Here is a 20,404-nt window from a genome sequence, read left to right as displayed (position 1 = left end):
GAGCATTATAACGAATGGCATCCGCATAGTGCGTTGGGTTATCGCTCGCCACGGGAATATCTGCGGCAGCGGGCCTGTAATGGGTTAAGTGATAACAGATGTCTGGAAATATAGGGGCAAATCCAATGAGCATGAGCGGATATTCAGAAAACAGGGTTCTTTGTGTATGGCGCTGGGTAAGGGCTTTTTAGTTATAGCTATTCTTTGTGGTGTTGCCACATTCTGCGTTTCTGGCCTGTATCTGAAATCCCTGTGCCTGTCCGTTGCCTGCTGTTGTGGGGTATTCAGTCGTATTTTTAATTACTACAGCGTACCGGAGGAATCACTCATGGTCCTCAGCCGTCAGAGCCTGGTTCAGCTTATGCGTCTGACTGAAGACGTACCAGATGTGAGACAGGAACTGCTTAACCGTTTGTTGTCCGGTAAAAAACTGACTGGTCGGGATGAACAGGATATCCGGCGTCTCTGGCAGGAAACGCAGAGGAAACACTATGCATAAATCAGAAGCTGAAAAAATAGATTCTATTCTGGATGAACATCAACAGATATATCGCAGACAGAACCGAATATATGTCACCCTGGCGTTTTGTGCGTTTATTGAATGGATTCCCTGTATTATTGCCGCGTTCGGCGTTGATGGTATATATCTGAAAATCCTGTTTACGGTCCTTGCCTGCTGTGGTGGGGTATTCTGTTTTATTTGCTTCTTCACCCTCCTGCCGGAATCACTCATGGTCCTCAGCCGTCAGAGCCTGCTTCAGCTTATGCGTCTGACTGAAGACGTACCGGATGCGAGACAGGAACTGCTTAACCGTCTGCTGTCCGGTAAAAAACTGACTGGTCGGGATGAACAGGATATCCGGCGTCTCTGGCTGGAAAAAATGGATGCAATGCAGGCGTCTGCCGCTCGTCAGTGTGAACAGGATACCATCCTACTTCGAAGGAAATAATATCGACTGGTTTATATGCCTGTGCCTCTTTCTTGTGGTTATCTGTGTTGTTAACGCACTGGCTATGTTTGTTATCCCTGAAAAATTCAGTCTGCAGGTCAGCAGAGGAAAAACATTAGCTTGTAGTGCGCTTATTGGGTGTTTTTCTTTTATTACGCTTGTTGTGTTCGCCAGTCAGTCATTCACGATGGATGAACTGGATGTCGGGAGATACTGGAAAAATGACTGTAAACTTCTGGAAGTGAATATACCGACAGGCGCATTTACTGAACCGGTTAATAAACTGGACTGTGCCGGAGTCATCGTTAATGTGCCGGTAGCTCAGTATGAGGAGTATATCCGACAGTGGGAATTATATAAGGATAAAATGAAATGAAGTCGATATATTTAAAATCTGTTCTGGCTTTTATATTTGTTGGCGTTATGGCTATGTTGATATGTGGTCTTTTCTACAATGATTACCTTGAGCAACAACCTGCAACACCAGAACAACTGACAGAGATTATACAGGATACCCCCTGTGCAGCAGAAGCATTTAAGGAAGCTATTAAGTCTGACACTTCTGATTATCAGTCTGACCCTTTAAGTCTTGGTAAGGCAAAAGAGCTTGCATCAGCGTGTAGAGAAAGAAACGAAATGGCAGAGGTGAAACGGGTAAGAGAAAATGAGCGAAATAAGATACGTGAAAAACAACTTCAGGCATTAAATGATGCTCATTCAGCAAAGGAACATTAATCCTGGTTTCCTGTTAAAAGCCTCCATCTCTTATTTGTGCTGTGGTTTTAAGAATGGCACTGCCTGATATATCCACGGTCACAGACTGATATTTTCCTTTTTTAAACGCACTAAGGAATACTCATATGAGTAATAACCCACTTGAGGCCGTCACTCAGGCGGTTAACTCTCTTGTCACCGCACTGAAACTGCCGGACGAGTCCGCAAAAGCCAACGAAATCCTCGGTGAGATGAACTTCCCGCAGTTCAGCCGTCTGCTGCCATACCGTGATTACAACCAGGAATCCGGTCTGTTCATGAATGACACCACGATGGGCTTTATGCTGGAAGCCATTCCCATTAATGGTGCGAATGAGTCCATTGTGGAGGCTCTCGATCACATGCTGCGCACCAAGCTGCCGCGCGGTATTCCATTGTGTATCCATCTGATGTCCAGTCAGCTGGTTGGTGACAGGATTGAATACGGGCTGCGTGAGTTCTCCTGGTCAGGTGAACAGGCTGAACGGTTTAACGCCATTACCCGGGCCTATTATATGAAAGCGGCAGCGACACAGTTTCCGCTGCCGGAGGGGATTAATCTGCCCCTGACCCTGCGCCATTACCGGGTGTTTATCTCGTACTGTTCTCCCTCGAAGAAAAAAAGCCGGGCTGACATTCTGGAAATGGAAAATCTGGTGAAAATCATCCGTGCCTCTTTTCACGGCGCAAAAATCACCACACAGACGGTGGATGCACAGGCTTTCATCGAGATTGTCGGGGAGATGATTAACCATAACCCGGACTCCCTGTACCCGAAAAGACGTCAGCTGGACCCGTATTCTGATCTGAATTATCAGTGTGTGGAGGACAGTTTTGATCTGAAGGTCCGGGCGGATTACCTGACGCTGGGGCTGCGTGAGAACGGCAGAAACAGCACAGCCCGTATCCTGAATTTCCATCTGGCCCGTAACCCGGAAATCGCCTTCCTGTGGAACATGGCCGACAACTACAGCAACCTGCTGAACCCGGAAATGTCCATTTCCTGCCCGTTCATCCTGACGCTGACCCTGATGGTGGAAGACCAGGTGAAAACCCACAGCGAAGCCAACCTGAAGTACATGGACCTGGAGAAAAAGTCGAAGACCTCCTATGCCAAATGGTTTCCCTCCGTGGAGAAAGAGGCGAAGGAGTGGGGGGAACTGCGTCAGCGGCTGGGCTCCGGTCAGTCCTCCGTGGTGTCCTACTTCCTCAACATCACAGCATTCTGCAAGGACAATAATGAAACGGCACTGGAAGTGGAGCAGGACATCCTGAACAGCTTCCGTAAAAATGGTTTTGAGCTGATTTCACCGCGATTTAACCACATGCGCAATTTCCTGACCTGCCTGCCCTTTATGGCCGGGAAAGGGTTGTTTAAACAGCTTAAAGAGGCCGGTGTGGTTCAGCGTGCAGAGAGCTTTAATGTGGCCAACCTGATGCCGTTAGTGGCGGATAACCCCCTGACACCGGCAGGTCTGCTGGCCCCCACCTACCGTAACCAGCTGGCGTTTATCGATATCTTCTTTAAGGGGATGAATAACACCAACTACAACATGGCGGTCTGTGGCACCTCCGGGGCCGGTAAGACCGGGCTGATACAGCCGCTTATCCGCAGTGTGCTGGACTCCGGGGGTTTTGCTGTGGTGTTCGACATGGGGGATGGCTACAAGTCCCTGTGTGAGAACATGGGGGGCGTATATCTGGACGGTGAAACCCTGCGCTTTAATCCGTTTGCGAACATCACCGATATTGACCAGTCAGCGGAGCGTGTCCGCGACCAGTTGTCGGTGATGGCCAGCCCCAACGGTAACCTGGATGAAGTGCATGAGGGTCTGTTGCTGCAGGCGGTCAGGGCCTCCTGGCTGGCTAAAAAGAATAAGGCGCGCATTGATGATGTGGTGGATTTCCTGAAAAACGCCAGTGACAGCGAGCAGTATGCTGAGTCACCGACCATCCGCAGCCGTCTGGACGAAATGATTGTGCTGCTTGACCAGTACACTGCTAATGGCACTTACGGCCAGTATTTCAACTCCGATGAGCCGTCCCTGCGGGATGATGCGAAAATGGTGGTGCTGGAGCTGGGCGGACTGGAAGACCGACCGTCACTGCTGGTTGCGGTGATGTTCTCCCTGATTATCTACATCGAGAACAGGATGTACCGCACGCCGCGTACTCTCAAAAAACTGAACGTCATTGATGAAGGCTGGCGCCTGCTGGACTTCAAAAACCGTAAAGTCGGTGAGTTTATTCAAAAAGGTTACCGCACCTGTCGCCGTCATACCGGTGCCTATATCACCATCACACAGAACATCGTCGACTTTGACTCTGACAAGGCCTCCAGTGCGGCCCGTGCGGCATGGGGTAACTCCTCCTACAAAATTATCCTCAAACAGAGTGCGAAGGAGTTCGCGAAATATAACCAGTTATTCCCGGACCAGTTCCTGCCACTGCAGCGTGACATGATTGGTAAGTTTGGTGCAGCCAAAGACCAGTGGTTCAGTTCCTTCCTGCTGCAGGTGGAAAACCATTCCTCCTGGCACCGTCTGTTTGTGGACCCGTTAAGCCGCGCCATGTACAGCTCTGACGGCCCGGATTTTGAGTTTGTGCAGCAGAAACGTAAAGAGGGGCTGAGTATTCATGAGGCGGTGTGGCAGCTGGCGTGGAAGAAGTCAGGGCCGGAGATGGCTTCGCTGGAAGCCTGGCTGGAAGAGCATGAGAAATACAGGAGTGTTGCATGACCACAACGCAAAAAACGACTGACGTTACAGCCCGTCGACGCAGCCACTGGTGGTGGACTGTGCCGGGATGCCTGGCAATGGTGTTACTGAACGCAGCTGTCAGTTACGGCATTGTCAGACTGAACGCACCGGTGACTGCCGCCTTCAACATGAAACAGACCGTGGATGCGTTTTTTGACAGCGCCAGTCAGAAACAACTGTCAGAAGCACAGTCAAAAGCCCTTTCAGCGCGTTTTAATACGGCACTGGAAGCCAGCCTGCAGGCGTGGCAGCAGAAACACCACGCGGTCATTCTGGTGTCGCCTGCTGTGGTACAGGGAGCACCGGATATCACCCGGGAAATCCAGCAGGATATCGCCCGGCGAATGAGGGCGGAGCCATGAGATGCCGGGGGCTGATTGCCCTGCTGATATGGGGGCAGAGTGTGGCCGCCGCCGATCTTGGTACCTGGGGCGATCTGTGGCCGGTAAAGGAGCCGGACATGCTGACGGTGATCATGCAGCGCCTGACGGCACTGGAGCAGTCCGGTGAGATGGGGCGGAAAATGGATGCCTTTAAGGAGCGGGTGATCCGTAACAGCCTGCGGCCCCCTGCCGTGCCCGGTATCGGACACACGGAGAAATACGGCAGCCGGTTGTTTGACCCGTCCGTCAGACTGGCTGCGGATATCCGGGATAACGAAGGACGTATCTTCGCCCGCCAGGGTGAGGTGATGAACCCGCTGCAGTATGTGCCTTTCAACCAGACGCTGTATTTCATCAATGGCGATGATCCGGCTCAGGTGGCCTGGATGAAACGCCAGACGCCGCCCACACTGGAGAGCAAAATTATCCTGGTGCAGGGCAGTATCCCGGAGATGCAGAAAGCGCTGGACAGCCGTGTTTACTTTGACCAGAACGGTGTGCTCTGCCAGCGCCTCGGCATTGATCAGGTTCCGGCACGGGTGACAGCCGCCTCCGGCGAACGTTTTCTGAAAGTAGAGTTTATACCGGCAGAGGAGGACAGAAAATGAAACGGTGCCTGTGGCTGTGTGTGGTGTTTCTGCTGGCCGGTCATGTTTCCGGCGCATCCGCTGATGCGGCCTGTGAGGGGCGTTTTGTAAACCCGATCACGGATATCTGCTGGAGCTGTATTTTCCCGTTGTCGCTGGGCAGCACAAAAGTGAGCCAGGGAAAGGTGCCGGATACGGCAAACCCGTCGATGCCGATCCAGTTCTGCCCGGCACCACCGCCGGTATTTAAACGTATCGGACTGGCCATTGGTTACTGGGAGCCGATGGCACTGACGGACGTCACACGCTCACCGGGATGTATGGTTAACCTGGGCTTCAGTCTGCCGGAGTTCGGGAAAACGGCACAGGGAACGGCGAAAAAAGAAGATAAACAGGTGAACGGCGCGTTCTATCATGTTCACTGGTACAAATACCCGCTGACGTACTGGCTTAACATCATCACATCGCTGGGCTGTCTGGAAGGTGGTGACCTGGATATCGCTTATCTTTCTGAAATTGACCCCACCTGGACAGACAGCAGCCTGACCACCATCCTCAACCCGGAAGCGGTTATTTTTGCCAACCCGATAGCGCAGGGGGCCTGTGCAGCGGATGCGATTGCCAGCGCCTTTAACAAACCCCTGGATATTCTGTTCTGGTGTGCCGGTTCGCAGGGCAGCATGTACCCGTTCAACGGCTGGGTGAGCAATGAGTCCAGCCCGCTGCAGTCTTCCCTGCTGGTCAGTGAACGCATGGCGTTCAAGCTGCACCGTCAGGGCATGATAATGAACACCATCGGGCAGAATACTGCAGTCTGCTATGAATATCCGTCGCCCATTCTTCCCAAAGAACGCTGGCGTTACCAGATGGTGAATATGTATCCGGACAGCGGGCAGTGCCATCCGTTCGGGCGCAGTGTGATGCGCTGGGAGACGGGAAAAAATCCGCCCAACACAAAGAAAAACTTCGGCTACCTGATGTGGCGTAAACGTAACTGTGTCTTTCTGTAAATTAAACAACTGGAGGGCTATTTAAAATGGAAAAGAAAACAAATAGCAAATTCATCCATAATTTTATGAATATATTTTGTGTGTTCATTCAGTTGATAAATGACACCCTGAAACTGGTTCCTTTTGGTCTGGTAATGGGGCCCGTAATATTGTTTTGTTTTTCTCATGGCGATGTCCCCGGTGCCATTCTTCATGAATGGCAAAAGTCAGCTGAGTCAGAGAAGGTGTTGCTTGTTCTGTTATACCTGAAAACGACATTTGTGTGTGTATTTATGGCTGTTTTTCTCCGGTATCTTTTCTCCGTTTTACGAAAAGGAGGTAATAAAGAAAAAGGGCATTTTATCAGTGAGGAGCATTGGTTCTCACTGCTGGAAAAGGTGAGAGCTTTTGATGAGGTCAGACAATGGGCTGAAAATAGTGGGGCATATTATCCTCTGCTGGAGTGCCGTCGGCTTACAGATATTGAAGATGTCAGGAAATCAGAGGATATACTGAACCGACTGGAGTTTATCGACAGAAGATTTCGGGAATTCATCAGCATTATGTCTGAATATAATCGTAATGATAAATCTAAAGACAAGTGGGAGAGGGAATTGTCTGAATATCCACCGGAAAAATATACCAGGTACGAAGAGAGGGAGACCATCTGTCATTAAAAAATTACGGTGATGATATTACTCTGAACAGAGATACCGCCGTGGCTACGGTGCAGATTACTGTCAGCAAAAAATGCATTACTCAGGAAGAAATGGATGAGTTATATGCTTTGTCTGAGAGACTGAAAGAACAGTGCGCCGGTAATTAAATTATATCACTATGCCGGGAGATGATATGAGCCGGAAAATATTTGTACTTTTTTCCCTGACAGCAGGACTGTTTATCTCTGCTCATGCTTCGGAAAACGTGAATACGCCCGAAAACCGCCAGTTCCTGAAGCAGCAGGAAACACTGAGTCAGCAGTTACGTGAAAAGCCGGACACACAACTGCAGGCATGGGCAGAGCAGCAGGTCAGGGCGAATCCCCTTCAGCATGCCGATAACCAGTTTCTCGATGAACTGGTCCGTAAACAGCAGGCTGCTCAGAAAGACAAACCACAGCAGGGGGCTGTGTATTTTGTGTCGTTCTCCATTCCCGAAGAGGGACTGAAACGGATGCTGGGCGAAACCCGGCACTACGGTATTCCGGCCACATTGCGGGGCATGGTGAACAATGACCTGAAAGCCACGGCTGAAGCCGTGTTGTCTCTGGTGAAAGACGGCGCGACTGATGGTGTTCAGATCGACCCGACGCTGTTTTCACAGTATGGCATCCGCAGTGTACCCGCATTGGTGGTGTTCTGCAGTCAGGGGCACGACATCATCCGGGGAAACCTGCGTGTCAGGCAGGCGCTGGAAAAAGTGGCCGCCACGGGAGACTGCCGGCAGGTGGCTCAGGGACTGCTGGACGGCACCGGGGATAAGCCGCAATGAGTTTACCTGTCGGGTATTACCGGATTGACCCGGACATCCGTGCACTGGTGGCCGCGATGAACGTTCACGGATTTCGTACATATGCGTCCTGTCAGGGACATGGTTTCCCTGTTACAAAGCTGCCGCCTTATATTGCCTTTGCCTGTCCGGTAAAAATGGCCGCCCTTCCTGAACAGAGACTGCGGCAGGATGCGGAGTCCATGATGCCCCGGTTGCTGTGGGGCTGGTCCGTCGGAGCTTCTTTTAACAGTGATTTTCAGCTCTGCTTCCGGCTTCAGCCTGAAGGCCCTCATCACTGGTATCACCGGTACTGTCGCCGCTCACTGCGTGCAGACTTCAGGACGCTGGTCTGCTTAGTTAATCCATAAACTTCTTCCCGTAAGGAGGCATTGATGGCGCTGACAAAGAAACAGCGGGAAAAACTGCGTATGAAATTCGGTGGCCGTTGTGCGTACTGCGGCTGTGAACTGCCGGAGAAAGGATGGCATGCCGACCATGTTCAGGCGGTGCTCCGCAAGTCAGTGCAGTGCATGAAGGCTGCAGAAAAGCGCATTTTCAGGCTGAAATCCACCGGTGATGTTTTCAGACCGGAGGCCGACTGTCCGGAAAACCTCGTCCCGGCCTGTGCGCCGTGCAACCTGCTGAAAACAACATATTCGCTGGAGATGTTCAGAACGCAGGTGTCCCTGCAGGTTGAACGGGGGCGCAGAAGCAGCGTGAATTTCAGGACCGCAGAACGGTTCGGGCTGATTCAGGTGGTGAACAAACCGGTTGTGTTCTGGTTTGAGCAGTATCAGGGGGAGAGCGAGGTATGAAACGTCTTATACCATTGATTCTGTACCTGGCAGTCAGTGGGGTACAGGCTGACAGCAACAGTGATTACTGGGCGGGTTCTGATTTTGCCCGTCAGATTCAGGGGCAGGGGACAGGCAGTATTCAGAATTTTAATCCGCAGGAAAGCATTCCCGGCTATAACGCGGATCCGGACGAGACAAAATATTACGGTGGCGTGACTGCCGGTGGGGATGGCGGGCTGAAGAATAACGGCACCACGGAATGGGCGACCGGTGAAACCGGCAAAACCATCACAGAGTCATTCATGAACAAGCCGAAAGACATTCTGTCGCCGGATGCGCCGTTTATTCAGACTGGCCGGGATGTGGAGAGCCGGGCTGACAGCATCGTGGGAAATACCGGGCAGCAGTGCAGTGCGCAGCAGATAAACCGCAGTGAATTCACAAACTATACCTGTGAACGGGACACGATGGTGGAGGAGTACTGTACACGGACTGCCAGTATTACAGGAGACTGGAAATACACGGATGAATATCGTGAGGTGACGATACCGCACTCACAGTTCCGGTTCAGTATGAACGGTCTGAAACTGGTATTCAGCGTTACCGTACCTGTTGCCGGGACAGTGGAAAGTGCCTCGCTATCGGTTCATGCAGGGCTATATTTCCTTAACTCCCGTTACGACTTTATGAACACAGCCTTTAATGTGCAACTGGTTACAGGACAGAGCGGGACTTTCACCATACCTGTGCCCTCCGGGTTTTCTGTCACACAGGGGCAGGTTCTGACCGGCAGTGGCTGTACTGCAAACGGTAATTGCCTCCCGCACGGGAATGGTGACAGGAAAGTCTATGAATCGCTTGTCAGTGGTGCTTCCACCTTTACGCTGAAACTCAGGATGAAGGTCCGTGATAAAGAATGGGTTCCACGGGTGGAGTGGGTGGAGAGTTGTCCGTTTAATAAAGCGGATGGCGTGCTGAAAGGTACTGAGTGTTCAGAGCCGGGTGGTACGAAAACAGGTGTGGCGGAAGGTAAACCCTGGAGCATCACACAGGCGTGCTGGGCATACCGGGATAAATATGTCACACAGTCCGCAGATAACGGCACCTGTCAGAAATATGTCGATAATCCGGCCTGTACGCTGGCCTCACGTCAGTGCGCGTTTTATTCCGATGAGGGAACCTGTCTGCATGAGTATGCCACGTACTCCTGCGAGTCAAAAACATCAGGAAAAGTGATGGTCTGTGGCGGTGATGTCTTCTGCCTTGACGGTGAATGCGATAAAGCGCAGAGCGGAAAAAGCAGTGATTTTGGTGAGGCTGTATCACAGCTGGCGGCGCTTGCCGCCGCAGGTAAGGATGTTGCCGCCCTGAATGGTGTGGATGTCAGGGCTTTCACGGGCGAGGCGAAATTCTGCCGTAAGGCCGCAGCCGGCTTCATTAACTGCTGTAAGGATGGAGGCTGGGGTCAGGATGTGGGGCTGGCGAAGTGCAACAGTGAAGAAAAGGCGCTTGGAAAGGCAAAGGACAACAAACTGACGGTGAGTGTGGGCGAGTTCTGTTCGAAAAAGGTGCTGGGTGTCTGCCTGCAGAAAAAGCGCAGTTACTGCCAGTTTGACTCGAAGCTGGCGCAGATAGTCCAGCAGCAGGGGCGTAACGGGCAGCTGCGTATCGGGTTTGGCAGCGCCAAAAGTCCTGACTGTCGTGGAATAACCGTGGATGAACTGCAGCGTATTAAGTTCGACCAGCTGGACTTCACTAACTTCTACGAAGACCTGATGAATAACCAGAAAATCCCGGACAGTGGTGTTCTGACGCAGAAAGTGAAAGAACAGATTGCTGACCAGCTGAAACAGGCAGGACAGTAAGGTAGGGAAAATAACCGGGGAAAATGATGAAGGTCATATTCACTTCTGATCGTATTGTTGATTTTATTATCCGGCTTTTGATTACAGCGATTGTCATTTCCCCGGTAATTATCTGGTCGTGGGATACGGTAAAAGAAACCACGGTGGACGGGATGCTTGCTGCTGCTTTCGTTATCCTTTACTCCGGTGTTCTCCTGTTTATTCTGTATTTTTGTTTTTCTGCTCTGACTGACCTGCAGAAAACCGATGAAAGAAAAAATGATGAAAGGAATGAAGATGAATAAAGCATTACTGCCACTGTTACTCTGCTGCTTTATTTTTCCGGCGTCAGGGAAAGATGCAGGCTGGCAGTGGTATAACGAGAAAATAACTCCGAAGGAAAAAGAAAATAAACCTGTACCTGCAGCCCCCCGTCAGGAGCCGGATATTATGCAGAAACTGACCGCGCTGCAGACGGCAACAAAGCGGGCGCTGTACGAAGCCATTCTGTATCCCGGCGTGGATAATTTTGTGAAATATTTTCGGCTGCAGAATTACTGGACTCAGCAGGCCGGGCTTTTCACCATGAGCGCCAAAAAAGCCATGCTGGCGCATCCCGAACTGGACTATAACCTGCAGTACAGCCATTACAATGGCACGGTACGGAACCAGCTGGCGGCAGACCAGGCGCAGCAGCGACAGGCCATTGCGAAACTGGCTGAACACTACGGCATCATGTTTTTTTACCGGGGGCAGGACCCCATCGACGGGCAGCTGGCGCAGGTCATTAATGGCTTCCGGGATACGTATGGTCTGAGTGTTATTCCCGTTTCTGTGGATGGCGTGATTAATCCGCTGTTGCCGGATTCCCGGACTGACCAGGGGCAGGCGCAGCGCCTCGGCGTGAAATATTTCCCGGCCATGATGCTGGTTGACCCGAAACAGGGCAGTGTTCGCCCGTTATCATACGGCTTTATTTCACAGGACGACCTGGCAAAACAGTTCCTGAACGTTTCTGAAGATTTTAAACCCAATTTTTAATCGCGGATTTGATTTATGAGTGAAGATTATTTGAAAATGTTTACAGGTGTTGTTCTGTTAATATTTATCATTGTTGCCGGTTATTTCTTTTCTGAGCGTAATGACAGAAAAATGTTTCTCCTGAGTTCGCTGATTTTTCTTGTTATTAATATTGCGTGTTTATATGTGCTGACTGCCAGATTCTGGTTTCTGTGTGGTGCAATTATGAATCAGGGCGCAGCAATGGTTGTTCCAATGGTTATTGGCTCATTACCGAACGTTACGAGCTTCGACAGGTTCAGAAGAATATTTATCTGTATTATGTTGTCATCAGTATGGTCCGGAGTAATGTGGTTTTTTATAAGGGGGCTTATGACAGGCTAAGTCATATAAAACGGTCATAAAAACCATGCAAAATAATGAGGTTGATTACTGAAGACCATATGATAAACCATACCGCAATCCAGTGGCTTCTGAATAGCTCACAAAAATAAATATAGATAATTGAAAATAACCATAATACAACGATGCTTGCTGCGATACTTAATAAACTTATTACAAGATAGTCAGGGAAGGCATTGACCGGTAATGAATGTGATGCTGCATATATCAGCGCAATAATTGCCGCATTTCCCAGTAACGACTCTCTTATTATGTTTCTGATTATTTCCAGTTTTTCTTTAAAAGATCGCTTTTCCATTTGTACCTCTGATTAATATCACACAAACGCGAATATTACAGACATGAATACTCTCATGTAAATAATAACCGGAGTTTAACATGATAAGTAAACGCAGATTCTCTTTGCCCCGGCTTGATATTACGGGAATGTGGGTATTTTCCCTGGGTGTCTGGTTTCATATCGTCGCCCGTCTTGTTTACAGCAAACCCTGGATGGCTTTTTTTCTGGCGGAGCTGATTGCGGCCATCCTTGTGCTGTTCGGCGCATACCAGGTGCTGGATGCATGGATTGCCCGTGTCAGCCGGGAAGAGCGTGAGGCACTGGAAGCCAGGCAACAGGCCATGATGGAAGGGCAGCAGGAGGGCGGACATGTCTCTCACTAAATTACTGCTGGTCATTTTGTTGATGATGGCCACAGGTGTGCAGGCCTCCACCCGGGATGAAATTGAACGACTCTGGAATCCGCAGGGTATGGTCGCGCAGCCTGCACAACCGGCAGCAGACACGCCAGCCAGGACAGCAAAGCCGGCCCCCCGCTGGTTCCGCCTCAGCAACGGCAGGCAGGTTAACCTGGCTGACTGGAAGGTGGTGCTGTTTATGCAGGGGCATTGCCCTTACTGTCACCAGTTTGACCCGGTACTGAAACAGCTGGCACAGCAGTATGGCTTTTCCGTTTTTCCCTACACCCTGGATGGTCAGGGTGATACGGCCTTTCCGGAGGCATTGCCGGTGCCACCTGACGTGATGCAGACCTTCTTCCCGAATATTCCGGTGGCCACACCGACCACCTTCCTGGTCAACGTCAACACGCTTGAGGCATTACCGCTTTTACAGGGGGCAACGGATGCCGCCGGTTTTATGGCGCGGATGGATACCGTTCTGCAGATGTACGGAGGGAAAAAAGGTGCGAAATAAGCAGGTGGTGTTACTCATTGCCGCAATATCCGGCATCGCGACGGGAATAATCGTCAGCCTGAATATCCCCTTTATCCGTCAGGGGCTTTTTTATCCCGCCAGCCCTGTAGAAATTGTCGTATCGCTGTGTATTACCTTTTCTGTTTCTGTTGTGTTTTTTGTGGGGGCAATTGTGGGATGGATTTCGGTGTCTGAAATATATTACAGCCGCATGACCGGTCTGAATGAATCATCAGGAATATCAGAGGAAACTTATGATGACAGAAAATAAAAAGAATCAGGAATTCAAAATCAGAAAAATTAAACGGGATATTGAGTGCAGTTGTGATAATGCCATAAAACACTTCTGGCTTTTTGTTGTTTTCTTTGTTGCCGGATTGCTTTTATGGCACGGTATGCATGCTATTTTCAGCGCAGGTATTGATTCGTGGAAAGCGGACCCGGAATTAAATAATTTTCGTTATATGTGGAATATCCTGATGTATGCCATTCCGTATACGTTATATGCGCTTGCAGCCGGGTTCCTTGTTACATTTTTTCTGTCCTCAATGTGCGAATTAATATTCGGGAATATCATGATATTCCTGCTGAAACGCCGTATGCGCCGGGAGAACAAATTAAGGGAGGGCAGGAATGATGTCACGCATTAAACCTCTTCTGGTTCTTTGTGCCGCTTTACTGACGGTCACACCCGCAGCGTCAGCGGATGTGAACAGCGACATGAATCAGTTCTTTAATAAGCTGGGATTTGCGTCCAATGTCACTCAGGCGGGCGTCTGGCAGGGACAGGCTGCCGGATATGCTTACGGTGGCTCCCTGTATGCCCGTACTCAGGTCAAAAATATCCAGTTGATTTCCATGACGCTGCCGGATATCAATGCCGGGTGTGGCGGCATCGACGCCTATCTCGGTTCGTTCAGCTTCATTAACGGCGAGCAGCTGCAGCGTTTTGTTAAGCAGATTATGAGTAATGCTGCCGGTTACTTTTTTGACCTTGCCCTGCAGACAACGGTGCCGGAAATCAAAACCGCAAAAGACTTCCTGCAGAAAATGGCAAGCGACATTAACAGTATGAACCTCAGTTCCTGTCAGGTGGCACAGGGGATTGTCGGAGGATTATTTCCTCAGACTCAGGTGTCACAGCAGAAGGTCTGTCAGGACATTGCCGGTGAGAGCAATATTTTTGCTGACTGGGCCGCGTCCCGTCAGGGCTGCACGGTCGGAGGACAGTCATCATCTGTTCGTGACAAGGCCAGTGACAAAGATAAGGAACGGGTGCTGAAGAACATCAATATCATCTGGGACTCGCTGTCCAAAAACAGGATGCTTGACGGTAACAAAGAGCTGAAGGAATTCATCATGACGCTCACCGGTACGCTGATTTTTGGGGAAGACAGCGAGATTACCCCCCTGCCGGCGCGTACCACTGACCGCGATATCCTCAGGGCGATTATGGAGGGGGGAACGGCAAAAATTTATCACTGCAACGATTCGGACAAGTGTCTGAAGGTGGTGGCGGATGCAAATGTGACCATCGCCCGGGATAAAGCCCTGAAATCACAGATTACAAAACTGCTCACCAGTATTCAGAATAAAGCGGTGAGTGATACTCCACTGGATGACAGGGAAAAAGGCTTCATTTCCAGCACCACCGTCCCCGTCTTTAAATATCTGATTGACCCGCAGATGCTCGGTGTGTCCAGCAGCGTGGTTTACCAGCTGACGGACTATATCGGCTACGACATCATGCTCCAGTACATTCAGGAACTGCTTCAGCAGGCCCGGGCCATGATTGCCACCGGGAACTATCCACAGACCGTGCTGGACAGTGTGCTGGAGAATCTGAATCAGGCACAGCAACAGATTGCGGTTTTCCAGGGGCAGGTAAAGGTCCAGCAGGATGCACTGCTGGTTGTTGACCGTCAGATGAGTTACATGCGCCAGCAGCTGTCCGCCCGTATGCTCAGCCGTTACCAGAACAACTATCACTTCGGAGGGAGCACGCTGTGAATGAAGTCTATGTGATTGCCGGTGGTGAGTGGTTACGCAATAACCTGAACGCCATTGCCGCCTTTATGGGGACACGGACGTGGGATTCCATCGAAAAAATTGCGCTCACATTGTCTGTTCTCGCGGTGGCCGTGATGTGGGTACAGCGGCACAACGTGATGGATTTGCTGGGCTGGGTGGCCGTGTTTGTGCTTATCAGCCTGCTGGTCAATGTCCGCACATCGGTGCAGATTATTGATAACAGTGACCTGGTGCAGGTCCATCGTGTGGACAATGTGCCGGTCGGACTGGCGATGCCGCTTTCACTGACGACCCGTATCGGACATGCGATGGTGGCCGGCTATGAGATGGTGTTCGCTCAGCCTGACAGCGCCACCTACAGCAAGACAGGCATGCTGTTCGGGGCGAACCTGATTGTGAAAAGCACCGATTTCCTGTCCCGGAACCCGGAAATCATCAATCTGTTTCAGGACTACGTCCAGAACTGCGTGCTGGGTAATATTTACCTGAATCACAAATACACGCTGGAAGACCTGATGGCCTCCTCTGACCCGTACACCATAATCTTTTCTCAGCCCAGCCCTTTACGTCAGGTGCCGAATAATAATTACAGTTTTCTGCACAGCTCAGAGCCGTTTGTGTCCTGTAAGGACGCATCCGTCGGACTGAAGGATAAGCTGAATTCTGATACGAATACCGGAGGCAAGACCTGGCATTATTATGTGCAGCAGATATTTGGCGGCAGACCGGACCCTGACCTGTTATTCAGACAACTGGTGAGTGACAGTTACAGTTATTTCTACGGCTCCAGCCAGTCTGCCAGCCAGATTATGCGCCAGAACGTCACCATGAATGCCCTGAAAGAGGGTATCACCAGTAATGCTGCCCGTAACGGTGATACCGCCAGCCTGGTGAATCTGGCCACCACCTCATCGATGGAGAAACAACGTCTGGCGCATGTCTCCATTGGTCATGTGCTGATGCGAAACCTGCCGATGGTGCAGACCATTCTGGTGGGCATTACCATCGGTATCTTCCCGCTCCTGGTACTGGCGGCTGTCTTCAACAAACTGACACTGTCCGTCCTGAAAGGTTATGTGTTTGCCCTGATGTGGTTCCAGAGCTGGCCGTTGCTGTATGCCATTCTGAACAGTGCCATGACATTCTATGCGAAGCAGAATGGTGCGCCGGTCGTGCTCTCTGAACTCTCTCAGATACAGCTGAAGTACTCCGACCTGGCTTCCACAGCCGGATATATCTCCGTCATGATACCGCCGTTGTCATGGGTGATGATAAAAGGCCTTGGGGCCGGATTCTCCAGTGTATACAGCCACTTTGCCTCTTCCTCCATCAGCCCGACCGCCAGTGCGGCAGGCAGTGTGGTTGACGGTAATTACTCCTACGGCAACATGCAGACGGAGAACGTGAACGGCTTCAGCTGGAGCACCAACAGCACCACGTCGTTTGGTCAGATGACGTACCAGACCGGCAGTGGCGCAACCGCCACACAGACCCGTGACGGTAATATGGTGATGGATGCGAGCGGGGCGATGTCCCGGTTACCGGTCGGTATTAACGCAACGCGTCAGATTGCGGCGGCACAACAGGAAATGGCCCGGGAGGCGTCGAACAGAGCCGAAAGCGCCCTGCATGGGTTCAGCAGCAGTATTGCCAGCGCCTGGAACACGCTCAGCCAGTTTGGCTCTAACAGGGGGAGCAGTGACTCTGTCACCGGTGGTGCTGACAGCACGATGAGCGCACAGGACTCCATGATGGCCAGCCGTATGCGCAGTGCGGTGGAAAGTTATGCGAAGGCGCATAATATCAGTAATGAGCAGGCGACAAGAGAACTGGCATCAAGAAGTACGAGAGGTTCTGCGGGGATGTATGGCGATGCTCATGCTGAATGGGGGGTTAAACCTAAAATTCTTGGTGTTGGTGGTGGCGTAGGTGTCAGAGGTGGTGGTCGGGCAAGTATTGACTGGAGTGATGAGGATGCGCATCAGGCCAGCAGTGGTTCACGGGCCAGCCATGATGCCCGTCATGATATCGATGCCAGAGCCACACAGGACTTTAAAGAGGCCAGCGATTACTTTACCAGTCGCAAGGTCAGTGAATCCGGCAGCCATACTGACAATAATGCCGATTCCCGTGTGGACCAGTTGTCTGCCGCACTGAACTCAGCGAAACAGAGTTACGACCAGTACACGACGAATATGATCCGCAGCCATGAATATGCGGAAATGGCTTCCCGTACTGAAAGCATGAGTGGGCAGATGAGTGAAGACCTGTCGCAACAGTTTGCACAGTATGTGATGAAACACGCGCCGCAGGATGCAGAAGCTATTCTGACAAATACCAGTTCACCGGAGATTGCAGAACGCCGTCGGGCGATGGCCTGGTCTTTTGTTCAGGAACAGGTACAGCCCGGTGTTGATAATGCCTGGCGTGAATCCCGTGGGGATATTGGTAAAGGAATGGAGAGCGTACCTTCGGGCGGTGGCAGCCAGAATATTATTGCTGACCATCAGGGACATCAGGCCATTATTGAGCAAAGAACGCAGGACAGTAATATCCGTAATGATGTAAAACATCAGGTTGATAATATGGTCACAGAATATAAAGGGAATATCGGAGATACTCAGAACAGTATCCGTGGCGAGGAAAATATTGTAAGAGGGCAGTATTCTGAACTGCAAAATCATCATAAAACAGAGGCATTATCTCAGAATAATAAATATAATGAAGAAAAATCGGGTCAGGAAAGAATGCCTGGTGCTGACAGTCCACAGGAACTGATGAAAAGAGCAAAGGAGTATCAGGATAAGCACAAGCAATAATATTGTATGGGGGAGATGATAATGAAAAATTTAGCTCATATTGCTCTGGTGACGGTGATACAGTTCATTGCCTGTTATCTGGCTGATTGGGGGAGTGCCGAAACAGTTTTTATCCTGTGCTTTATTGTACTATGGCAGGGATTGTTTATATGGTTGTTTTCTCAAATACGAAAAAAACGGCATGTGTCGGATGAGTTTAAATTCAGTAAAGGCGTCTGGTATATACTGATGCCAGTATCTTCCTTACTCTCTCCGTTATTAAGCTTGATGATTTTTATCATTGGTACACTATACGAATTAAGGCGAATTAGTGGTTGTGTAAGTGTAAGAGAATGGATGCAATCTCAGATAAATGAACAAACTAATGAAGATTTGCATCTGGATTTTGATGATGTGAATTTTGATTATGTGGATTTTTATCGTACTAATCCGGCAACAGGATTAGCTATGCATGGAGGATTTGATTCAGCAGGAAATACTTTTGGGACTTGTTGGCAGGACTATGATGACAGGCGATAAGAAAACTGTAGTTTGTAATAAAGGTGATTTGATGAAAACAAAAAAATTGATGATGGTTGCACTGGTCAGTTCCACGCTGGCCCTTTCAGGGTGTGGTGCGATGAGCACAGCAATCAAGAAGCGTAACCTTGAGGTGAAGACTCAGATGAGTGAGACCATCTGGCTTGAACCCGCCAGCGAACGCACGGTATTTCTGCAGATCAAAAACACGTCTGATAAAGACATGAGCGGTCTGCAGGGCAAAATCGCCGATGCTGTGAAAGCAAAAGGGTATCAGGTGGTGACTTCTCCGGATAAAGCCTACTACTGGATCCAGGCGAATGTGCTGAAGGCCGATAAGATGGACCTGCGGGAGTCTCAGGGCTGGCTGAACCGTGGTTATGAAGGCGCAGCAGTTGGTGCAGCGTTAGGTGCCGGTATTACCGGATATAATTCCAGTTCTGCCGGTGCCACACTCGGTGTGGGGCTTGCTGCTGGTCTGGTGGGTATGGCTGCAGATGCGATGGTGGAAGACACCAATTACACCATGATCACCGATGTGCAGATCGCCGAACGGACAAAGGCCAGCGTCAGAACGGATAACGTTGCCGCCCTGCGTCAGGGCACCTCTGGAGCAAAAGTCCAGACCAGCACGGAAACCGGTAACCAGCATAAGTACCAGACCCGTGTGGTATCGAATGCGAACAAGGTTAATCTGAAGTTTGATGAGGCGAAGCCTGTTCTGGAAGACCAGCTGGCCAAATCCATTGCCAATATCCTCTGATCCTCTTCAGGAGGCTGGTCTGAGCGGCATCCTGACTGACGCCTCGCGTTGCTCGTTGTCCAACCCCGGAAAGTGACAAAATAAATTTTGCCACTTTCCGGCGTTTCCGAAATAAATATGAAAACACTGAGCGGTTGTGCAAATTCTTTGTGCGACCGTGAAGTGTTGCCGGCGAAGCCGGAAGCTTCCGGAGAAAGTCATTATGACATCAGACAATATCGCTGAATATGTTGGTGAGAATAATAAGTTTACTGAGAAGCCTGTAACTGAATACTCCCCGGTGATACAGGATAATATAGCGATCACTAAAGACTATCTGTACAGCAATAATATTGATACTGACCTTTTAGTGGTTATCGGAGGGCTTGTTGTTATATTGTTTCTCATGATGCTTGTCATGTACTTCATTAATTCTCTCAGGCATAAGGAATTAACTGAAATACTGACAAAAATATATTTTCCTGAAAAATCCGGGAGCAGTCCGGTTCAACCGGAAGCGGTCAGCTGCAATTTGTTGTCCCTGTGTGTGCTGGCACCGGTATTCTGTACACCTAAAAAGCTGGCGGAAGTCTCCAGGGAGATCATCGTATCCGGCGCACAGGAAATTGCCTGGACACCGGGGAGTAGTCGTATTGATGGCCATCAGGCGGAGAATGTCACCTGGGCGCTTTCATCGCAGTCTCCTGCCGGTAAGTATGATCTCATCAATAAAGCATCCCGTGTTTCTCCTGACAGTGGTCTGCTTTATGAACCGGATACAGTTCTGGATCACCGTGAACGGGTACGCCTTTTTATTCAGATCCAGTTTCCGCATGAGAGTGACTGGTCTGAAGTATTGCGCCTGACTGACATTGTTACAGAGAAGGTCTCTTCCGGCAGGACTGCAGGCGGGTATCACCACCGGCATACAGGGTATACCTGGTCTGTTTCTGTGAATTAATCCCACATCATCCTTTTCTGCCCTGTTCCAGATTTTCGTAAGCGTAAACTGACCGCCGTATGTAGCCATTAAGCCAGTATTGGTAACGTAGGTGCCCACTTTTTCAACTAGTGGACACCTGTTATGGAACAGAAAACATTATCCGCAGAACCCCGCAGAACA

General features: G+C 50.3%; 25 protein-coding genes and 1 pseudogene. 25 read left to right on the top strand and 1 reads right to left on the bottom strand.

Annotated features, from left to right (window positions below):
* The first annotated feature begins 88 nt into the window (after nt 1-88).
* The 16 genes and pseudogenes from C7B16_RS21895 to trbA all read left to right on the top strand — a co-directional run bounded on the left by C7B16_RS21895 (nt 89) and on the right by trbA (nt 11,957).
* The gene (locus C7B16_RS21895; RefSeq protein ID WP_107180153.1) at nt 89-499 is read left to right on the top strand and encodes a hypothetical protein; all 411 of its coding nucleotides are present in this window, start codon (nt 89-91) and stop codon (nt 497-499) included.
* Nucleotides 492-950 carry a hypothetical protein gene (locus tag C7B16_RS21890; RefSeq protein ID WP_107180152.1) on the top strand — a complete coding sequence of 153 codons (459 nt, stop codon included), beginning with the start codon at nt 492-494 and terminating at the stop codon, nt 948-950. Before C7B16_RS21895 ends, C7B16_RS21890 begins: the two co-directional genes overlap by 8 nt.
* Complete coding sequence (locus tag C7B16_RS25085; RefSeq protein WP_107180151.1) at nt 886-1,326, top strand: hypothetical protein; 441 nt, start codon at nt 886-888, stop codon at nt 1,324-1,326. Before C7B16_RS21890 ends, C7B16_RS25085 begins: the two co-directional genes overlap by 65 nt.
* Nucleotides 1,323-1,685 carry a hypothetical protein gene (locus C7B16_RS24670; RefSeq protein ID WP_059320936.1) on the top strand — a complete coding sequence of 121 codons (363 nt, stop codon included), beginning with the start codon at nt 1,323-1,325 and terminating at the stop codon, nt 1,683-1,685. Before C7B16_RS25085 ends, C7B16_RS24670 begins: the two co-directional genes overlap by 4 nt.
* 125 nt (nt 1,686-1,810) lie before the next feature.
* Complete coding sequence (gene traC, locus C7B16_RS21875) at nt 1,811-4,441, top strand: type IV secretion system protein TraC (protein ID WP_096924298.1); 2,631 nt, start codon at nt 1,811-1,813, stop codon at nt 4,439-4,441.
* Nucleotides 4,438-4,824, top strand: a complete 387-nt coding sequence (gene trbI / locus C7B16_RS21870) for a type-F conjugative transfer system protein TrbI (protein ID WP_033552954.1) — start codon at nt 4,438-4,440, stop codon at nt 4,822-4,824. The genes traC and trbI overlap by 4 nt, the downstream gene beginning before the upstream one ends.
* Complete coding sequence (gene traW, locus C7B16_RS21865; RefSeq protein ID WP_107180150.1) at nt 4,821-5,453, top strand: type-F conjugative transfer system protein TraW; 633 nt, start codon at nt 4,821-4,823, stop codon at nt 5,451-5,453. Before trbI ends, traW begins: the two co-directional genes overlap by 4 nt.
* Entirely contained in the window at nt 5,450-6,442 is a 993-nt protein-coding gene (gene traU / locus C7B16_RS21860) for a conjugal transfer pilus assembly protein TraU (RefSeq protein WP_107180149.1), read from the top strand. The genes traW and traU overlap by 4 nt, the downstream gene beginning before the upstream one ends.
* Nucleotides 6,443-6,714: 272 nt before the next feature.
* Nucleotides 6,715-7,247 (top strand): annotated as a pseudogene (locus C7B16_RS25690) (hypothetical protein).
* Between the two features lie 26 nt (nt 7,248-7,273).
* The gene (trbC, locus tag C7B16_RS21850; RefSeq protein ID WP_107180148.1) at nt 7,274-7,912 is read left to right on the top strand and encodes a type-F conjugative transfer system pilin assembly protein TrbC; all 639 of its coding nucleotides are present in this window, start codon (nt 7,274-7,276) and stop codon (nt 7,910-7,912) included.
* Nucleotides 7,909-8,280 carry a hypothetical protein gene (locus C7B16_RS21845; protein WP_072245100.1) on the top strand — a complete coding sequence of 124 codons (372 nt, stop codon included), beginning with the start codon at nt 7,909-7,911 and terminating at the stop codon, nt 8,278-8,280. Before trbC ends, C7B16_RS21845 begins: the two co-directional genes overlap by 4 nt.
* Nucleotides 8,281-8,304: 24 nt before the next feature.
* Nucleotides 8,305-8,727, top strand: coding sequence for an HNH endonuclease (locus tag C7B16_RS21840; protein WP_059320930.1), 423 nt, complete (start codon nt 8,305-8,307; stop codon nt 8,725-8,727).
* A complete protein-coding gene (gene traN / locus C7B16_RS21835) occupies nt 8,724-10,574 on the top strand; it encodes a type-F conjugative transfer system mating-pair stabilization protein TraN (RefSeq protein WP_107180147.1) in 1,851 nt (616 codons plus the stop codon). Before C7B16_RS21840 ends, traN begins: the two co-directional genes overlap by 4 nt.
* Nucleotides 10,575-10,600: 26 nt before the next feature.
* Nucleotides 10,601-10,858, top strand: a complete 258-nt coding sequence (locus tag C7B16_RS21830; RefSeq protein WP_143192623.1) for a conjugal transfer protein TrbE — start codon at nt 10,601-10,603, stop codon at nt 10,856-10,858.
* Nucleotides 10,851-11,594, top strand: a complete 744-nt coding sequence (gene traF, locus C7B16_RS21825) for a type-F conjugative transfer system pilin assembly protein TraF (protein WP_143192622.1) — start codon at nt 10,851-10,853, stop codon at nt 11,592-11,594. Before C7B16_RS21830 ends, traF begins: the two co-directional genes overlap by 8 nt.
* Before the next feature lie 15 nt (nt 11,595-11,609).
* A complete protein-coding gene (gene trbA, locus C7B16_RS21820; RefSeq protein ID WP_096924302.1) occupies nt 11,610-11,957 on the top strand; it encodes a conjugal transfer protein TrbA in 348 nt (115 codons plus the stop codon).
* Between the two features lies 1 nt (nt 11,958).
* On the opposite strand, the gene C7B16_RS21815 is transcribed toward trbA, so the two are convergent.
* A complete protein-coding gene (locus tag C7B16_RS21815) occupies nt 11,959-12,273 on the bottom strand; it encodes a toxin ArtA (RefSeq protein WP_107180144.1) in 315 nt (104 codons plus the stop codon).
* Between the two features lie 80 nt (nt 12,274-12,353).
* On the opposite strand from C7B16_RS21815, the gene traQ reads away from it, so the two are divergent.
* From traQ to C7B16_RS21770, 9 genes are all read left to right on the top strand, one after another.
* On the top strand, nt 12,354-12,638 hold the full coding sequence (gene traQ, locus C7B16_RS21810; RefSeq protein ID WP_000624109.1) for a type-F conjugative transfer system pilin chaperone TraQ: 285 nt from the start codon (nt 12,354-12,356) through the stop codon (nt 12,636-12,638).
* Nucleotides 12,625-13,170 carry a type-F conjugative transfer system pilin assembly thiol-disulfide isomerase TrbB gene (trbB, locus tag C7B16_RS21805; protein WP_107180143.1) on the top strand — a complete coding sequence of 182 codons (546 nt, stop codon included), beginning with the start codon at nt 12,625-12,627 and terminating at the stop codon, nt 13,168-13,170. The genes traQ and trbB overlap by 14 nt, the downstream gene beginning before the upstream one ends.
* Entirely contained in the window at nt 13,100-13,441 is a 342-nt protein-coding gene (trbJ, locus tag C7B16_RS21800) for a P-type conjugative transfer protein TrbJ (RefSeq protein WP_072245095.1), read from the top strand. Before trbB ends, trbJ begins: the two co-directional genes overlap by 71 nt.
* Nucleotides 13,428-13,820 (top strand): F-type conjugal transfer protein TrbF, encoded by a 393-nt coding sequence (trbF, locus tag C7B16_RS21795; protein WP_059320922.1) that lies wholly within the window; start codon nt 13,428-13,430, stop codon nt 13,818-13,820. The genes trbJ and trbF overlap by 14 nt, the downstream gene beginning before the upstream one ends.
* On the top strand, nt 13,807-15,180 hold the full coding sequence (gene traH / locus C7B16_RS21790) for a conjugal transfer pilus assembly protein TraH (protein WP_059320960.1): 1,374 nt from the start codon (nt 13,807-13,809) through the stop codon (nt 15,178-15,180). Before trbF ends, traH begins: the two co-directional genes overlap by 14 nt.
* Nucleotides 15,177-18,020, top strand: a complete 2,844-nt coding sequence (traG, locus tag C7B16_RS21785; RefSeq protein ID WP_107180142.1) for a conjugal transfer mating-pair stabilization protein TraG — start codon at nt 15,177-15,179, stop codon at nt 18,018-18,020. The genes traH and traG overlap by 4 nt, the downstream gene beginning before the upstream one ends.
* A gap of 15 nt (nt 18,021-18,035) precedes the next feature.
* Nucleotides 18,036-18,539 carry a surface exclusion protein gene (locus tag C7B16_RS21780; RefSeq protein WP_107180154.1) on the top strand — a complete coding sequence of 168 codons (504 nt, stop codon included), beginning with the start codon at nt 18,036-18,038 and terminating at the stop codon, nt 18,537-18,539.
* A gap of 31 nt (nt 18,540-18,570) precedes the next feature.
* Complete coding sequence (gene traT / locus C7B16_RS21775; protein WP_123002856.1) at nt 18,571-19,302, top strand: conjugal transfer complement resistance protein TraT; 732 nt, start codon at nt 18,571-18,573, stop codon at nt 19,300-19,302.
* A 202-nt stretch (nt 19,303-19,504) separates the two neighbouring features.
* Nucleotides 19,505-20,242, top strand: a complete 738-nt coding sequence (locus C7B16_RS21770; protein WP_143192620.1) for a hypothetical protein — start codon at nt 19,505-19,507, stop codon at nt 20,240-20,242.
* The last annotated feature ends 162 nt before the right edge of the window (nt 20,243-20,404 follow it).

Origin of the sequence: Escherichia sp. 20412-1 (genome assembly GCF_003027595.1) — a bacterium.
Classification (GTDB): Bacteria; Pseudomonadota; Gammaproteobacteria; order Enterobacterales; family Enterobacteriaceae; genus Escherichia; species Escherichia marmotae.
Note: the sequence above shows the minus strand (reverse complement) of the source record. Positions and strands in the feature narration are given on the sequence as shown.

Bases quoted from the DNA above. Each gene is read 5' to 3' on its own strand.
- C7B16_RS21890 (WP_107180152.1), top strand. From the start codon at position 492: ATGCATAAATCAGAAGCTGAAAAAATAGATTCTATTCTGGATGAACAT.
- C7B16_RS25085 (WP_107180151.1), top strand. From the start codon at position 886: ATGCAATGCAGGCGTCTGCCGCTCGTCAGTGTGAACAGGATACCATCC.
- C7B16_RS24670 (WP_059320936.1), top strand. From the start codon at position 1,323: ATGAAGTCGATATATTTAAAATCTGTTCTGGCTTTTATATTTGTTGGC.
- traC (WP_096924298.1), top strand. From the start codon at position 1,811: ATGAGTAATAACCCACTTGAGGCCGTCACTCAGGCGGTTAACTCTCTT.
- trbI (WP_033552954.1), top strand. From the start codon at position 4,438: ATGACCACAACGCAAAAAACGACTGACGTTACAGCCCGTCGACGCAGC.
- traW (WP_107180150.1), top strand. From the start codon at position 4,821: ATGAGATGCCGGGGGCTGATTGCCCTGCTGATATGGGGGCAGAGTGTG.
- traU (WP_107180149.1), top strand. From the start codon at position 5,450: ATGAAACGGTGCCTGTGGCTGTGTGTGGTGTTTCTGCTGGCCGGTCAT.
- trbC (WP_107180148.1), top strand. From the start codon at position 7,274: ATGAGCCGGAAAATATTTGTACTTTTTTCCCTGACAGCAGGACTGTTT.
- C7B16_RS21845 (WP_072245100.1), top strand. From the start codon at position 7,909: ATGAGTTTACCTGTCGGGTATTACCGGATTGACCCGGACATCCGTGCA.
- C7B16_RS21840 (WP_059320930.1), top strand. From the start codon at position 8,305: ATGGCGCTGACAAAGAAACAGCGGGAAAAACTGCGTATGAAATTCGGT.
- traN (WP_107180147.1), top strand. From the start codon at position 8,724: ATGAAACGTCTTATACCATTGATTCTGTACCTGGCAGTCAGTGGGGTA.
- C7B16_RS21830 (WP_143192623.1), top strand. From the start codon at position 10,601: ATGAAGGTCATATTCACTTCTGATCGTATTGTTGATTTTATTATCCGG.
- traF (WP_143192622.1), top strand. From the start codon at position 10,851: ATGAATAAAGCATTACTGCCACTGTTACTCTGCTGCTTTATTTTTCCG.
- trbA (WP_096924302.1), top strand. From the start codon at position 11,610: ATGAGTGAAGATTATTTGAAAATGTTTACAGGTGTTGTTCTGTTAATA.
- C7B16_RS21815 (WP_107180144.1), bottom strand. From the start codon at position 12,273: ATGGAAAAGCGATCTTTTAAAGAAAAACTGGAAATAATCAGAAACATA.
- traQ (WP_000624109.1), top strand. From the start codon at position 12,354: ATGATAAGTAAACGCAGATTCTCTTTGCCCCGGCTTGATATTACGGGA.
- trbB (WP_107180143.1), top strand. From the start codon at position 12,625: ATGTCTCTCACTAAATTACTGCTGGTCATTTTGTTGATGATGGCCACA.
- trbJ (WP_072245095.1), top strand. From the start codon at position 13,100: ATGCCGCCGGTTTTATGGCGCGGATGGATACCGTTCTGCAGATGTACG.
- trbF (WP_059320922.1), top strand. From the start codon at position 13,428: ATGACAGAAAATAAAAAGAATCAGGAATTCAAAATCAGAAAAATTAAA.
- traH (WP_059320960.1), top strand. From the start codon at position 13,807: ATGTCACGCATTAAACCTCTTCTGGTTCTTTGTGCCGCTTTACTGACG.
- C7B16_RS21780 (WP_107180154.1), top strand. From the start codon at position 18,036: ATGATAATGAAAAATTTAGCTCATATTGCTCTGGTGACGGTGATACAG.
- traT (WP_123002856.1), top strand. From the start codon at position 18,571: ATGAAAACAAAAAAATTGATGATGGTTGCACTGGTCAGTTCCACGCTG.
- C7B16_RS21770 (WP_143192620.1), top strand. From the start codon at position 19,505: ATGACATCAGACAATATCGCTGAATATGTTGGTGAGAATAATAAGTTT.